Origin of the sequence: Streptomyces thermocarboxydovorans (genome assembly GCF_039524635.1) — a bacterium.
Lineage (GTDB): Bacteria > Actinomycetota > Actinomycetes > Streptomycetales > Streptomycetaceae > Streptomyces > Streptomyces thermocarboxydovorans.
On record NZ_BAAAGU010000001.1, the window covers coordinates 147,226 to 160,790 of the forward strand.

The window sequence follows — 13,565 nt, forward strand, 5'->3', positions numbered from 1 at the left end:
GCACATCTATGCACACCCGGCCCCGGGTCAGCGGCGCGCCATCTCCTCCTTGAGGACGGCGAGGAACGTGTCGACGTCCTCCTCGGTGGTGTCGAAGGAGCACATCCAGCGGACGTCGCCCGCGGCCTCGTCCCAGAAGTAGAAGCGGAACTTCTTCTGCAGGCGCTCGCTCACGTCGTGCGGCAGCCGGGCGAAGACCGCGTTGGCCTGGACCGGGTAGAGGATCTCCACGCCGTGCACGGCGCGCACGCCCTCGGCGAGCCGCTGGGCCATCTCGTTGGCGTGCCGGGCGTTGCGCAGCCACAGGTCCCGGGCGAGCAGCGCCTCCAGCTGCACCGACACGAAGCGCATCTTGGAGGCGAGCTGCATGGACAGCTTGCGCAGATGCTTCATGTGCCGGATGCCGTCCGGGTTGAGCACCACGACGGCCTCGCCGCAGAGGGCACCGTTCTTGGTGCCGCCCAGGGAGAGGATGTCCACCCCGACGGCATTGGTCAAGGTGCGCATCGGCACGTCGAGGGAGGCGGCGGCGTTGGCCAGCCGCGAGCCGTCGACGTGCACCTTCATGCCGCGGGCGTGGGCGTGCTCGCAGATGGCGCGGATCTCGTCCGGGGTGTAGACGGTGCCCAGCTCGGTGGCCTGGGCTATGGACACCACCTGCGGCATGGCCCGGTGCTCGTCCTCCCAGCCGTAGGCCTGCCGGTCGATCAGCTCGGGGGTGAGCTTGCCGTCCGGGGTCGGCACGGTGAGCAGCTTGATCCCGGCGACCCGCTCGGGCGCCCCGCCCTCGTCCACGTTGATGTGGGCGCTGTCCGCGCAGATCACCGCGCCCCAGCGGTCGGTGACCGCCTGGAGCGCGACGACGTTGGCGCCCGTGCCGTTGAAGACGGGGAACGCCTCGGCGGTGGGGCCGAAGTGACTGCGGATCACCTGCTGGAGGTTCTCCGTGTAGGCGTCCTCGCCGTACGCGACCTGGTGCCCGCCGTTGGCGAGGGCCAGCGCGGCGAGCACCTCCGGGTGGGCTCCGGCGTAGTTGTCACTGGCGAAACCGCGGACGTCCGGGTCGTGATGACGACGTGCGTCGGTCCGCGGTGGGTTCACGGCTTCTCGGTCAGCCACAGACGGTTTCCGTTCACTTCCGCGGCGGGCTTGTCCCAGACGCCGACGATGGCCTCGGCCAGGTCCTTGACGTCCGTGAAGCCCGCGAACTTCGCGTTGGGGCGTTCGGCGCGCATCGCGTCGTGCACCAGCGCCTTCACCACCAGGATGACAGCCGCGGAGGTCGGCCCCTGCTCGCCCCCGGCCTTGCGGAAGTAGTCGGCGAGTGCCAGCGTCCACGCCTCGGCGGCTGCCTTGGCGGCGGCGTAGGAGGCGTTGCCCGCGGAGGGCTTGGTGGCGCCCGCGGCGCTGATCAGCACGTACCGTCCGCGGTCGCTGCGCTGCAGCGCCTCGTGGAACGCGAGGGAGGTGTGCTGCACGGTCTTCACCAGCAGCAGCTCCAGCAGGTCCCAGTCGTCGAGGTTGGTCTTGGTGAAGGTCTCGCTGCCGCGCCAGCCGCCGACGAGATGGACCAGGCCGTCGACCCGGCCGAACTCCTTCTCGGTGCGGGCGGCCCACTCCCGGGTGGAGTCCAGGTCCAGCAGGTCGACCGTGTCGCCGGTGACGGTGGCGCCGCCGTGCGCGTAGCGCGCCGCGTCGACGGCCTCCGCCAGCCGCTCCGGGTCGTTGTCGGAGGCGACGACAGTCGCTCCCGCCTCGGCCAGCCTGAGCAGCGCCGCGCGCCCCGCGGGTCCTCCCGCGCCGGCCACCGCGATCACCGCACCGTCGAGCGCCCCGTTCCCCATGTGTCTCGCCTCCTGAGCAGTTGTGTGAACGCGATCGCTCACGCGGCGACCCGCTCGGCGCTGTCCGCCGTGATGCCCTTGGTGGAGGCGATCACGTTCTTCAGCTTCTTGGACAGTGCCTCATAGAACATGCTCAGCGGAAACTCGTCCGGAAGCACGTCATCGACGAGTTTGCGCGGGGGCAGCGTCAGGTCAAGGGCTTCGGGACCCTTGGCCCACTTGGAACCGGGGTGCGGGGCGAGGTAGGTGGAGACCAGCTCGTAGCCCGCGAACCAGTGGACGAGCTTTGGGCGGTCGATGCCGTCCCGGTACAGCTTCTCGATCTCCGCGCACAGCTGGTTGGTGATCTGCGGAGCGCGCTCCCAGTCGATGGAGAGCTTGTTGTCGGTCCAGCGCACCACGTCGTGCTTGTGCAGGTAGGCGAAGAGCAGCTGGCCGCCCAGGCCGTCGTAGTTGCGGACCCGCTCGCCGGTGACCGGGAAGCGGAACATGCGGTCGAACAGCACCGCGACCTGCACGTCACGGGCCTGCGGCACGCCCTCGGCCGCGAGCTTCACGGCCTCCTTGAACGCGGTGAGGTCGCAGCGCAGCTCCTCCAGGCCGTACATCCAGAACGGCTGGCGCTGCTTGATCATGAACGGGTCGAAGGGCAGGTCGCCGTGGCTGTGGGTGCGGTCGTGGATCATGTCCCACAGCACGAAGGCCTCTTCGCAGCGCTTCTGGTCGTGGACCATCGCGGCGACGTCCTCGGGCAGCTCCAGGCCCAGGATGTCGACGGCGGCGGAGGTGACCCGGCGGAAGCGGGCGGCCTCGCGGTCGCAGAAGATGCCGCCCCAGGTGAAGCGCTCCGGCGCCTCGCGCACGGCGATGGTCTCCGGGAAGAGCACCGCGGAGTTGGTGTCGTAGCCGGAGGTGAAGTCCTCGAAGGTGATGCCGCAGAACAGCGGGTTGTCGTAGCGGGTGCGCTCCAGCTCGGCCAGCCAGTCGGGCCAGACCATGCGCAGCACGACCGCCTCGAGGTTGCGGTTCGGGTTGCCGTTCTGCGTGTACATCGGGAAGACGACCAGGTGCTGCAGGCCGTCCGCGCGGTTCTGGGCGGGCTGGAAGGCCATCAGGGAGTCGAGGAAGTCCGGTACCTCGAAGCCGCCCTCGGCCCAGCGGCGCAGGTCCTTGACCAGGGCCTCGTGGTACGCCTGGTCGTGCGGCAGCAGCGGGGACAGCTGCTCCACGGCCTCGGCGACCTCGTTGACGGCGCGCTCGGCCTCGGCGCGCCCGGGGGCGCCCTCGGCGTCGAAGTCGATCGACCCGTCCTTGTTCTGCCAGGGGCGGATCCGCTCCACGGCATCCTTGAGCACGGGCCACGCCGGGTGCTCGATCACCCTGCCCTCCGAAGGAACCCTCGCCTCCGTACCCGACTGCACAAGAATTTCCGTCATGTCCCATCCTCCACTGGAGAACCTCTCGTACGCCGACCGTATACATACGAGGTTTCTCCCAGCAAGGGGAGCCTCGGGAAAATATCCTGCACCACCCCCGCTCTCGCCGCATTATTTCCTGCCTTGCACGCGTGTGGGCGATGTCGCGCCCGAACACGGTTCAGCCTCTGGACGATGCGGGCACAGGCGATACGGTCCAGGAGGGCCGCAGGGACGCGGTCCCCCCGCCGCCGTCGACGGAAGCGAGTCGGATCTTGAACTTCCTCACCATCGGTCACCGCGGAGTCATGGGTGTCGAGCCGGAGAACACCCTCCGGTCCTTCGTCGCCGCCCAGGAGGCCGGCCTCGATGTCATCGAACTCGATCTGCATCTGAGCAAGGACGGCGCCCTGGTCGTCATGCACGACGCGGACGTGGACCGCACGACGGACGGCGCGGGCCCGATCGCCGACAAGACCCTCGCCGAACTGCGCGCCCTGGACGCCGGCCGCGGCGAGCGGATCCCGCTGTTCGAGGAGGTGCTCGACGCCGTCCGGGCGCCTCTGCAGGCCGAGATCAAGGACACCCAGGCCGCCAGGGCGCTGGCGGAGGTGATGAACGAGCGCGATCTCGCGGAGCGGGTCGAGGTGTCCTCGTTCCACGACGAGGCGATCGCCGAGATCGCCCGGCTGGTGCCCGGGGTGCGCACCGCGCTGGTCGCCAGCCGCTACGGCACGGACGTCGTGGACCGTGCGGTCGCGGTGGGCGCCGCCACCCTGTGCCTGAACATCCGGCGGCTCACCCTGGAGATCGTGGAGCGGGCCCGGAAGGCCGACCTGCGGATCTTCGGGTGGACGGTGAACACGCAGGACCATCTGCGCCTGGTCCGCGCCCTGGGTCTGGACGGCGCCACCACCGACTACCCGGAGATCAAGCGCACGGGGCGCTTCACGGCGTGACCGGCGGTGCGTTCAGCGTGTGAGCAGCGGCGGGCTGCTGGTCAGCCGAACTCCTTGACCAGCAGCTCGAACTCCAGGTCGTCGCGCTGCGGGATGCCGAAGCGCTCGTCGCCGTACGGGAAGGGGAACGTCTTGCCGGTGCGGCGGTAGCCGCGCCGCTCGTACCAGGCGATGAGGTCCTCGCGCACGGAGATCACCGTCATGTGCATCTCGCGCACGCCCCAGGTCTCCCGGGCCTGGCGCTCGGCCTCCGCGATGATCGTCTTGCCGAGGCCGGCGCCCTGGAGGGCGGGGCTCACCGCGAACATGCCGAAGTAGGCGTGGTCCCCGCGATGCTCCAGCTGGCAGCAGGCGATGATCCGTCCGTCGCGCTCCGCGGTCAGCAGCCGGCTGTCCGGCGACTCGATGACCTCCCGCACGCCCTCCGGGTCGGTCCGCTGCCCCTCGAGGATGTCCGCCTCGGTGGTCCACCCGGCCCGGCTGGACTCGCCCCGGTACGCCGACTCGATCAGCGCGACCAGCTCGTCCACGTCGGCCTCGGTGGCGTCGCGGAATCTGGGTGCGGTGTCGGTGACGGCTTCCATGGGCAACTCCGGTTCCTGTGCAGCTGTGGCAGGGACGAGATTAACCCGACCGCGCCGGGGCCCTGACGGGCGTCCTTCCTCTGAGACACCTCTCGGCATCTGAGACACCCCCTAGGCTCGGCGGCATGGTGCACGTACTGGGCAGCCGCGTCCTGATCCGGCCCACGGACCCGGAGCGCTCACGGACCTTCTACGGCGAGCAGCTGGGCCTCGCCGTCTACCGGGAGTTCGGCACCGGGCCGGAGCGCGGCACGGTCTACTTCCTCGGCGGTGGATTCCTGGAGCTGTCGGGCCGCGCGGAGTCCGCGCCCCCTCCGGGGCTGCGCCTGTGGCTCCAGGTCGCGGACGTCGCGGCGGCCCACCGGGAGCTGCTGGACAAGGGCGTCGAGATCCTCCGGCCGCCGGTGAAGGAGCCCTGGGGCCTGATCGAGATGTGGATCGCTGACCCGGACGGCACCCCGATCGTGCTGGTGGAGACCCCGGCCGATCATCCGCTGCGGTACCGGCCGGGGATCTGAGGGAGCCGGTCAGGCCGGGCATGTGACTGGCCGGTCAGGCCGGGCGGAGCTCCCAGCCGCGGTCGGTGCGGGTCAGTTCCCCGAAGCCGGCCCCGGTCAGAAGGCCGTACCTCTCCGTCTCCTCCTCCCCCAGGTAGGCGGCGAGACGGTCGACGCCGCACAGGCGCAGCCAGTCGGCGGCGTGGGCGAGCAGCCGGCGTTCCAGTCCGGTGTCGCGGGCGGCGGGGTCGATGTGCAGATTGCCGATGTCCGCGAGGCCGTCGGCGCGGATGTGGCGCTCCGGGCGGGCCAGCGCCGTGTCGACCTCGATGAAGCCGAGGGCGCGCCCGTCGCCGCAGGCGGTGAAGCGGGTGCCGCACTCCCCCACCGTGCGCCGGAAGGTGACGCCCCCGCCGGGCTCGGAGTGCGGCAGGTCCGCCACCCGCGCCAGCAGGATCACCTCGGTGTCGCCGACGTGCCGGAATCCCGCGGCCTCGTACACCGCGCGGATGTGCGGCCAGTTGCGGGGCAGTCCGTAGACGACGGGTGCGGGCAGGGCACCGTCGGCGTGGACGCGCCGCACGTTCCAGCGGGCGAGCCGGGCCAGGCAGGCCCGCATCAGCAGCTCGGCGGCGTCCAGGGCGTCCGGCCGGAAGGAGACCGGCGGATGGCAGACGAACCAGTTGATCTCGCCGGTGTCCCGGTAGGACTCGCCGACCTCGGCGCCGGGCCGGTAGCGCAGCAGATGCGCGCCGGCCACGACGCTCCCGCGCTGCTCGGCGACGAGCGTGACCCGCTCGCTCACCCAGGGGTCGGTGATGAACTCCTCCGGCTGCCGTTCCAGATCGCTGAGCACGGTGTTGACGGAGACGGAGACGCCGGGGACGACGGCCGCCACATGGGTGTTGACCAGGTCGGTGAGCTGATCGCGGTCGGCGCGGCGGAAGGGACGCACATCGAGTGCGGGCACGGGAGACCTCCGGGCAGGGGTGAGTCAATGATCCGGTGGCCGCCACGCGATGCGGTACGGACAGGAGGGTACGGCGCGGGCGGCGGCCCTCACCAGCCGGGGTCCCGGTCCGCTCGGCGCCCCCGGGCCGACCCGGATGGCCCACCGGGACGGGCGGGTCTAGGTCTGCTGTCCCGACAGGTTGGTGACGCGGCTGGCTGGTGGGTGGCCGCTGATGCCGGTGTGGGGTCAGCGGGGCGTTACGGTGGGACACGAGGGCCTCCTGGCGGTCGGACGTGAATGTCGCAATCCACACCGAACCCAGAAGGCCCTCACCCGTTCAAGCACCCAGCACGCGTGTCACCAACGTCCCGGGACAGCACACCTAGCGTGCTCGGAGGGACGGCTGCCGCGAAGGGTCGCGCGGAAGGAGCGTCATGAAGCTGACCGCGCCGGTGACCGGCGGACCCTGCTGGGCCGAGCTGGGGACCACCGATGTCGACGGGGCCAAGACGTTCTACACCCGTCTGTTCGGCTGGCTCGCCGAGACCGACACCCGTGAGCAGGCGGGCGGTTACACGGTGGCACGGCTCGGGGACGCGCCGGTCGCCGCGCTGACACCGCTGTTCAAGCCCTCGCAGCCGGTCGCCTGGAACGTCTCGTTCGCGGTGACCGACGCCGAGGCCTGTCTGCGGGCGGTGCGGCACGCGGGCGGGACGCGGCTGCTCGGGCCGATGGAGGTCTTCGACCTGGGCCGTTTTGCCGTGATCGCCGACCCGGACGGTGCGGTCTTCCATCTGTGGGAGCCGGGCACCTTCCCCGGCGCCGGGGTGTTCAACGCGCCCGGGGCGCTGGGCTGGGTGGAGCTGCTCACCCGCGCACCGGAGCAGGCGGTGGCCTTCTACACCACCGTGTTCGGCTGGAGCGTCGACCCCGCGCAGCGTTATCCGCAGTGGGGTATCGACGGCGCCGGCTTCGGCGGCATGACGGCCATGGACGATACGTTCCCGCCCGAGGTGCCCTCGCACTGGCTGCCGTACTTCGCCGCCGAGGACGTGGGCGAGACCGCGGCGGCGGCCGCCCGGGACAAGGGCACCGTGCTGATGGAGCCCACGACGGTCCCCGACGGCCCGCGCATCGCGGTGCTGCACGATCCGCAGGGGGCGGTGTTCGGGGTGTACGCGGCGGACCACGAGCGCTGAGCGACGACAGGCGCCGGGCGGCCGCCGGTCAGGTGCGCAGTGCGCCGCTGCGGCCCTCCAGCTGGGCGAGGAGGGTGCTCAGCAGGGCGGCGAGCTCGCCCAGCTCCGGGCTGTCCAGGCCGGACAGTACCGCGGCCTCGTGCGCGAGCTGCGCGGGCAGGACGTCGTCGACCAGGTCACGTCCGGCGTCGGTGAGGCGGACGTGGGTGACCCGGCGGTCACGGGAGTCGCCGCGGCGCTCCACCAGGCCCCGCTGGGTGAGCTGCTTGAGGCGCTTGGTCACCGCGGCGCCCGAGGCGAAGGTCTCCCGGGCCAGTTCGCTCGGGGTGAGTTCCTGTCCGGTGCGCCGCAGCGCGGCGAGCAGGTCGAACTCGGGCCGGGACAGCCCGGCCCGGCGCAGCGGGACGTCCTCGGCCTGCTGCAGGAGGGCGGCGCAGCGGTTGATGCGGCCGATGACCTCCATGGGCGCCGTGTCGAGATGGGGGTGCACGGCCCGCCACTGGCGCACCACCGCGGCCATCGTGTCGCCTCCCGCGCCGCCCAGCGGGGCGGAAGGCGTGAGATCCGCCGGGGCGTCGTCGGGGGTCGAGGTGCCTTCGGGCGCCGTCATGGCCGTGCGTCCTCCGTCGTCGTGCGCGGGCCGGGGTCCGGGGCAGGCCCTGGCGTCGTACCGTCGCCGCGAGCGTACGGTCGTCCGGACCGCTCGGCCCGGACGACCCGCTGCCGGGGCGGCGCGCGCCGCCGCCTTTCACCCGCGGCGGCGCCGGCAGGGCCCGGAGGGCACTGCCACCCGCACAGGTCCTGAGCTGCCGTGCACTCGCACATGCCCTGAGCTGCCGTGCACTCCCCCGCACGCCCCCGCGTACACCCTTGCGCTCGCGTGCACACCGCCGGGTGCGGGCATCCCTTGACCGATCGTCGAGGTGCCGTCGAGGTGCCGTCGAGGTCCCGTGACGGGCAGGGGGAGGCTGGAGTGCACGGACCGGCGACGACCGGCTGGCTGCTGGTCGCGCTCTGCGCGGCGACCGGCGCCTACTGTCTGGTGCGGATGCGCAGCGAGGTGGAGGAGCAGCGCCGAGCGGCGGGCGGCGAGGCGCTGATGGGTTTCGGGATGGCCGCCATGGCGGTCCCGGCCGCGGTGTTCACCCCGCCGGACTGGGTCTGGTCCGCCTATGCGGCGGTGTTCGGCGCGGCGGGGCTGCACGCGCTGTGGGCGGCCCGCGCGAGCGCGCACCATCTGCATCATCTGGTAGGGGCTGGCGCCATGGTCTACATGTCACTGGTCATGGGCGCCGCGCCGGGGCACGGGCACGGCGGTCCGGGCCTGCCACCGCTGACCGGGGTGCTGCTGCTGTACTTCGCGGGCTATGTGCTGGCAACGGGGGCACGGCTGGTCCCCGCGGCAGCGACGGCCGGTGGCACCGGAGCCACGGGCTGGGGGGACCGTCCGGAGCTGGCGCGGGCCTGCCGGCTGTCCATGGCGATGGCGATGGTGGCCATGCTGCTCGCGATGTGAGCCGGGAGCGTGTGTGCCCGTGTGTGCCCGTGTGTGCCCGCTGAACGGGCGCATGGGCCGTTGAGTACGTCACTTTGCCCCCTTGGGCCGTATCTCTTGCCCGTGCGGCGCTCATAGGCTGCACGCATGATCCTTCCCGCCGTCCTGTTGCTGCTCGGCGTGCTGACCGCCGTGCTCGGCCCCCGGCTGCTCGCCCGGGCCGACTGGCCGGACCGGGAACCGGTGGTCGCGCTGTGGGTGTGGCAGTGCGTCGTCGCGGCGGTGCTGCTGTGCTGTGCGCTGTCGATGACGTTCAGCGCCGCGGCGGCCTGGCACGCGGTCGGCGGGCGGGTGTTCGCCACGGCACCGCGCGCGGTCGTGGAGGCGTACGCGCTCGGAACGGCCGGGCCCTGGGCGGCGACCACCGCGGTCACGCTCGCCTGCGGGGGTCTGTGGACGGCGGCCATGCTGGTCCGGGAGATCCGGGAGGCCCGCGCCCGGCGGCGGGCGCGCCGGGCCGAACTGCGCGAGCGGGTACCGCTGCTGCCGGGCGAGGAGCCGGGCTCGGACCGTCTGGTGGTGCTGGAGGGCGAGCGGCCCGAGGCGTGGTGGCTGCCCGGGACCCCGCCTCAACTGGTGGTCACCACGGCCGCGTTGCGCCGGCTCAAGGGCCGGCAGCTGGACGCGGTCCTCGCCCATGAGCGGGGGCACGCGCAGGCCCGTCACGACTGGCTGCTGCACTGCTCCTCCGCCCTGGCCGACGGTTTCCCGCAGGTGCGGGTGTTCGCCGCGTTCCGCGACGAGATGCACCGGCTGGTGGAACTCGCCGCCGACGACGTGGCCTCCCGCCGTTTCGGCCGGCTGACCACCGCGCTGGCCCTGGTCGAACTCAACGAGCACCGGGGCGTGTTCGGCCCCTGCCCGGCCACGCAGGCCCATGTCCCGGCCCGGGTGAACCGATTGCTGACCCCGCCGGACCGGCTCACCGCCGCTCGCCGGCTGCGGCTGACGGCCGCGGCGTCCCTGGTCCCGGTGATCCCGGTGCTGGTGGCGTTCGCCCCGGGATTGCGGGCATTGGGGTAGACGAGACTCGAAAGCGTCGGAGCAAACGGGCTCCGGGCCCGTACCGTCGGCAAGGATCTCCGCATGCGCACAACCCACGTCGAGTCCCCGCCCCGTCCGTCCGGCAGGCGCGGCCCCACCGCCGCGTCCGCCGGTGTGCTGGGCCTGTGCTCCGCGCTGCTGCTGGTGCTGGTCGCCTTCGAGTGGCGGCCGCTGACCGGGCTGGACGGTGGCATCTCCCGGACCACCCACCGCTGGGCGGTCGAGGAGCCGGGGCTGACGCAGGCCTGCCGGATCCTGACGGACTGGGTCTGGGATCCGTGGACGATGCGCATCCTGTGCGGGGTGACGGCCGCCGTCCTGGTGTGGCGGTTCGCGGCCCGCTGGACGGCGCTGTGGCTGGTGGTGACCGTGGCCGCCGGGACGGCGCTGCAGCAGGGGCTGAAGGCCGCCGTGGGCCGCGCCCGGCCGGTCTGGCCCGACCCGGTCGACAGCGCCCAGTACGCGGCGTTCCCCTCGGGCCACGCCATGACCGCCACGGTGGTGTGCGGGTTGCTTCTGTGGCTGCTGCACCGCGGGGGCATGGGCCAGGCCCTGTGGCGTACGGTGCTGGCGGTCGCAGCGGTGTCGGTGATCGGTGTCGGGCTGACGCGCGTCTGGCTCGGCGTGCACTGGGCCACCGACGTCCTGGGCGGCTGGCTGATCGGCGCCCTGGTGGTGGTCGTGGCGATCCGGGTCCATCTCCGCCGGCACCCGTGACCGGGCCGCACCGCCGGCCCTGACCGCTCCGGACCCGCTCATGGCGGCGTCCGCTTCCGCCGGCGGCCGCATTCTACGGCCGACCTGCTCCTCCGCTTCCGGCGCGGCACCGAGTTCACCGAGAACCCGCTGCCGGGCCGGCCATCGGACGTGCCGCGCGCAGTGCACGACGACGCCCGCTGAGCCGCTGCGCTCCCCTCGCCTCCGCAGCGATTCCCGGCCGGCCCCTGGCAGGGAAGTAGCCCCAGGCTACCGAACGGGTTCTGACGCCCGTCTCGGACGATCCCCCGCGTCGCCCGAGACGGACGGCAGCCCGAAACAGACCCACCAGGGGCCTGACCGTACGCGTTGAGTATAGTTGGCTGGCAGCCAGTCAACGCAGGAGTCCAGCATGTCCCCGCGCAGCGCCTTGGTCAATGAAGAGTTGCGGCGGCGTTCCAAGGAGCGGCTCCTGCAGGCCGCCGTGGAGCTGGTCAGCGAGCGCGGTTACGAGGCGACGACCCTCGGCGACATCGCCGACCGGGCGGGATCCGCGCGGGGCCTGGTCTCGTACTACTTCCCGGGCAAGCGCCAGCTGGTGCAGTCGGCCGTGCACCGGCTGATGCACCGCACGCTGGAGGAGGAGCTGGAGCGCGAGCCGCGCACCGAGGACGGCCGGGAGCGCATGGCGCGGGCGATCGACGCCATCCTCGGCCTCGCCCGGGACCGGCCCGTGCTGATGCGCCAGCACATGGCCGGGCTGCTGCAGGCCGAAGGCTTCGTTCCGTGCCCGGAGCAGCGGCGGCTCGCGGAGCTGCTGAGCGACACGGTCGCCCGGCATGGCTCCTCGGACGTGGACAACGACTACCCGATGCTGCGCGCGCTGCTGATGGGAGCGGTCTACGCCGCCGTGATGCCGGGGGCGCCGATGCCGATCCCGGTGCTGCGCAGGGAGCTGTTCCGGCGTTACCGGCTGGACTGGGAGATGGGTGTCCCGCCGGACACCGAGGTGCCCGGCGGGACGGGTGACGCCGGCCCGCGGCAGCGGTCCGATCTGTCGCGCTTCTTCGCCACGGAGCCGGTCCCCGGTGCGCGGTCCGGAGCGGGGCCGAAGCCCCGGCGGAAGCCCGGACCGGCACCTGAGGCACCTGAGGCACCCGGGGCGGAGCCGGAGGCCGACGCTCAGTCGAAGTAGTCCGGCTGCGTCTGCACGTTGAGCTCGCGCAGATGGATCCGTCGCGCCGGGTCCGTGCGCCGGTCGTCGATCTTCAGGACGTCCAGGCCCTTGGCCATGTCGTTCGAGTAGATGTGGCCGTTGTAGTAGTACGCCGACCAGGAACCGGCGGTGACGAGCCGGTCGGTGGTCAGCGGGCCGCGCTCGAAGTAGGCGATCTCCTTGGGCTTGGCGGAGTTGGTGAAGTCCCAGACGGAGATGCCACCCTGGTACCAGGCCTGGACCATCAGGTCCCTGCCGCGGACCGGGATCAGCGAGCCGTTGTGGGCGACGCAGTTCTCGGTGTCGGCCTGGTGACGCGGGATCTTGAAGTAGCTGCGGAAGACCAGCTTGCGCTTGTCGCCCTTGCCGACGATGTCGTAGATGCCGTCCGCACCGCGGTTCGGGCCGATCTCCGCGTTGCAGGTGGCGCTGCCGCCGCCGCCCAGCTCGTCGGTGAACACGACCTTGTCGGCGCGCTGGTTGAAGGTCGCCGAGTGCCAGAACGCGAAGTTGACGTTGTCCTGTACGCGGTCGATCACCTTCGGGCGCTCGGGGTTCTTGATGGAGAACAGGATGCCGTCGCCCATGCAGGCACCGGCGGCCAGGTCCTTCGACGGCAGCACGGTGATGTCGTGGCAGCCGGTGGTCTTGGAGACGCCCGGGTTGGTGGGCGCGCCGGGGTTGCCGCCGCCGTCCGGGCCCTCACCGGGGAACAGCACCGGGAAGGCCACGACCGCGGCCTTGTGCGGGGCGTGCCGCGGAACCTTGATCACCGAGATGCCGTCGTGCGGCGGCTGGCAGTCCGGGTAGGCGGCGTTCGGGGAGTACGAGGAGACGTAGATGTAGACGTTCCTGCGCTCGGGCACCAGGGTGTGGGTGTGCGAGCCGCAGGCGGTCTCGACGGCGGCCACATAGCGCGGGTTGCGCTTGTCGCTGATGTCGAAGACCTTCATCCCCTCCCAGGAGGACTTCTCGGTCGCCGGCTGGGTGGTGCTGTTGCAACTGCTGTCGCTGCGCGAGGAGTCGGTGGAAAGGAAGAGCAGGTTCCCGGAGACCGAGATGTCGTTCTGCGAGCCGGGGCACAGCACCTGCGCCACCGTCTTCGGCTTGCCCGGGTTGCTGATGTCGAAGATGCGGAAGCCGTCGTAGTTGCCCGCGAAGGCGTAGCGGCCCTGGAACGCGAGGTCCGAATTGGTGCCGGGGAGAAGGTCCTTGGGGACGTTGGCCAGGTGCCGGATGTTGTCCGAGTGGACGATCTCGTCCTGGCCGGGGATGTCACCGTTCTGGATGGCCCTGCGGGCCTCGGCCTGGTCGCTGCGCGAGACCTCCTTCGAGGGGGCCGGGGCGTCACCGGGGTCGGGGATCGCCGCGGCCGGGCCCGCCGCCAGCAGTCCGGCCAGCAGTGCACCGGCCGCCACTGCGACGTGCAGGCGTCTGCGCCGGGATCGGGATGTGCCGAACAGGATCACTGTCTTCCTCCCTGCTTGGTTCAACCCGGAACGGGTTGCGCAGGGGCAGTATCCCTTGAGCATGTACATACCAACAGAGGGCATGCTTGGAACGCAGTTCGCCGAACAGCGACACGCGTGGCGGCGCCGGAGCGG

14 protein-coding genes are annotated in these 13,565 nt (G+C 71.9%); 7 read left to right on the top strand and 7 right to left on the bottom strand.

What is annotated here, in order from left to right; genetic code table 11:
• Positions 1–27: 27 nt before the first annotated feature.
• From ABD198_RS00695 to ABD198_RS00705, 3 genes are read right to left on the bottom strand one after another with little or no spacing between them, the layout of a single operon-like run.
• On the bottom strand, positions 28–1,101 hold the full coding sequence (locus ABD198_RS00695; RefSeq protein WP_343997279.1) for a threonine aldolase family protein: 1,074 nt from the start codon (positions 1,099–1,101) through the stop codon (positions 28–30).
• Positions 1,098–1,844 carry an SDR family NAD(P)-dependent oxidoreductase gene (locus ABD198_RS00700; protein ID WP_343997280.1) on the bottom strand — a complete coding sequence of 249 codons (747 nt, stop codon included), beginning with the start codon at positions 1,842–1,844 and terminating at the stop codon, positions 1,098–1,100. The genes ABD198_RS00695 and ABD198_RS00700 overlap by 4 nt, the downstream gene beginning before the upstream one ends.
• A gap of 38 nt (positions 1,845–1,882) precedes the next feature.
• Positions 1,883–3,280 (bottom strand): DUF6421 family protein, encoded by a 1,398-nt coding sequence (locus tag ABD198_RS00705; RefSeq protein WP_343997281.1) that lies wholly within the window; start codon positions 3,278–3,280, stop codon positions 1,883–1,885.
• Between the two features lie 254 nt (positions 3,281–3,534).
• Here ABD198_RS00705 and ABD198_RS00710 point away from each other — a divergent pair, with 254 nt between their 5' ends.
• Positions 3,535–4,218, top strand: a complete 684-nt coding sequence (locus ABD198_RS00710; RefSeq protein WP_343997282.1) for a glycerophosphodiester phosphodiesterase — start codon at positions 3,535–3,537, stop codon at positions 4,216–4,218.
• Between the two features lie 41 nt (positions 4,219–4,259).
• On the opposite strand, the gene ABD198_RS00715 is transcribed toward ABD198_RS00710, so the two are convergent.
• Positions 4,260–4,802, bottom strand: a complete 543-nt coding sequence (locus tag ABD198_RS00715) for a GNAT family N-acetyltransferase (protein ID WP_343997283.1) — start codon at positions 4,800–4,802, stop codon at positions 4,260–4,262.
• A 125-nt stretch (positions 4,803–4,927) separates the two neighbouring features.
• On the opposite strand from ABD198_RS00715, the gene ABD198_RS00720 reads away from it, so the two are divergent.
• A complete protein-coding gene (locus tag ABD198_RS00720; RefSeq protein WP_343997284.1) occupies positions 4,928–5,320 on the top strand; it encodes a VOC family protein in 393 nt (130 codons plus the stop codon).
• A gap of 34 nt (positions 5,321–5,354) precedes the next feature.
• Here the strand turns inward: ABD198_RS00720 and ABD198_RS00725 are convergent, their stop codons facing one another.
• Positions 5,355–6,269 carry a GNAT family N-acetyltransferase gene (locus ABD198_RS00725; protein ID WP_343997285.1) on the bottom strand — a complete coding sequence of 305 codons (915 nt, stop codon included), beginning with the start codon at positions 6,267–6,269 and terminating at the stop codon, positions 5,355–5,357.
• A gap of 416 nt (positions 6,270–6,685) precedes the next feature.
• Between ABD198_RS00725 and ABD198_RS00730 the strand changes: the two genes are divergently transcribed.
• Positions 6,686–7,450 carry a VOC family protein gene (locus ABD198_RS00730; protein WP_343997286.1) on the top strand — a complete coding sequence of 255 codons (765 nt, stop codon included), beginning with the start codon at positions 6,686–6,688 and terminating at the stop codon, positions 7,448–7,450.
• Positions 7,451–7,478: 28 nt separating this feature from the next.
• Here ABD198_RS00730 and ABD198_RS00735 read toward each other — a convergent pair whose 3' ends face one another.
• On the bottom strand, positions 7,479–8,060 hold the full coding sequence (locus ABD198_RS00735) for a MarR family winged helix-turn-helix transcriptional regulator (RefSeq protein WP_425580390.1): 582 nt from the start codon (positions 8,058–8,060) through the stop codon (positions 7,479–7,481).
• 363 nt (positions 8,061–8,423) lie between these two features.
• Between ABD198_RS00735 and ABD198_RS00740 the strand changes: the two genes are divergently transcribed.
• The 4 genes from ABD198_RS00740 (at position 8,424) to ABD198_RS00755 (ending at position 11,940) form a co-directional block, all read left to right on the top strand.
• Positions 8,424–8,966, top strand: coding sequence for a DUF5134 domain-containing protein (locus ABD198_RS00740; RefSeq protein WP_343997287.1), 543 nt, complete (start codon positions 8,424–8,426; stop codon positions 8,964–8,966).
• 126 nt (positions 8,967–9,092) lie between these two features.
• The gene (locus ABD198_RS00745) at positions 9,093–10,028 is read left to right on the top strand and encodes a M56 family metallopeptidase (RefSeq protein WP_343997288.1); all 936 of its coding nucleotides are present in this window, start codon (positions 9,093–9,095) and stop codon (positions 10,026–10,028) included.
• A 63-nt stretch (positions 10,029–10,091) separates the two neighbouring features.
• Positions 10,092–10,766, top strand: coding sequence for a phosphatase PAP2 family protein (locus ABD198_RS00750; protein ID WP_343997289.1), 675 nt, complete (start codon positions 10,092–10,094; stop codon positions 10,764–10,766).
• A gap of 391 nt (positions 10,767–11,157) precedes the next feature.
• Positions 11,158–11,940: a TetR/AcrR family transcriptional regulator gene (locus ABD198_RS00755; protein WP_343997290.1), complete on the top strand. Its 783-nt coding sequence runs from the start codon at positions 11,158–11,160 to the stop codon at positions 11,938–11,940.
• Here the strand turns inward: ABD198_RS00755 and ABD198_RS00760 are convergent.
• Positions 11,928–13,430 (bottom strand): LVIVD repeat-containing protein, encoded by a 1,503-nt coding sequence (locus tag ABD198_RS00760; protein ID WP_343997291.1) that lies wholly within the window; start codon positions 13,428–13,430, stop codon positions 11,928–11,930. The two genes, ABD198_RS00755 and ABD198_RS00760, sit on opposite strands and share 13 nt — an antisense overlap.
• Positions 13,431–13,565 lie beyond the last annotated feature (135 nt).

Bases quoted from the DNA above. Each gene is read 5' to 3' on its own strand.
- ABD198_RS00750 (WP_343997289.1), top strand. From the start codon at position 10,092: ATGCGCACAACCCACGTCGAGTCCCCGCCCCGTCCGTCCGGCAGGCGC.
- ABD198_RS00745 (WP_343997288.1), top strand. From the start codon at position 9,093: ATGATCCTTCCCGCCGTCCTGTTGCTGCTCGGCGTGCTGACCGCCGTG.
- ABD198_RS00735 (WP_425580390.1), bottom strand. From the start codon at position 8,060: ATGACGGCGCCCGAAGGCACCTCGACCCCCGACGACGCCCCGGCGGAT.
- ABD198_RS00720 (WP_343997284.1), top strand. From the start codon at position 4,928: ATGGTGCACGTACTGGGCAGCCGCGTCCTGATCCGGCCCACGGACCCG.
- ABD198_RS00700 (WP_343997280.1), bottom strand. From the start codon at position 1,844: ATGGGGAACGGGGCGCTCGACGGTGCGGTGATCGCGGTGGCCGGCGCG.
- ABD198_RS00730 (WP_343997286.1), top strand. From the start codon at position 6,686: ATGAAGCTGACCGCGCCGGTGACCGGCGGACCCTGCTGGGCCGAGCTG.
- ABD198_RS00705 (WP_343997281.1), bottom strand. From the start codon at position 3,280: ATGACGGAAATTCTTGTGCAGTCGGGTACGGAGGCGAGGGTTCCTTCG.
- ABD198_RS00715 (WP_343997283.1), bottom strand. From the start codon at position 4,802: ATGGAAGCCGTCACCGACACCGCACCCAGATTCCGCGACGCCACCGAG.
- ABD198_RS00755 (WP_343997290.1), top strand. From the start codon at position 11,158: ATGTCCCCGCGCAGCGCCTTGGTCAATGAAGAGTTGCGGCGGCGTTCC.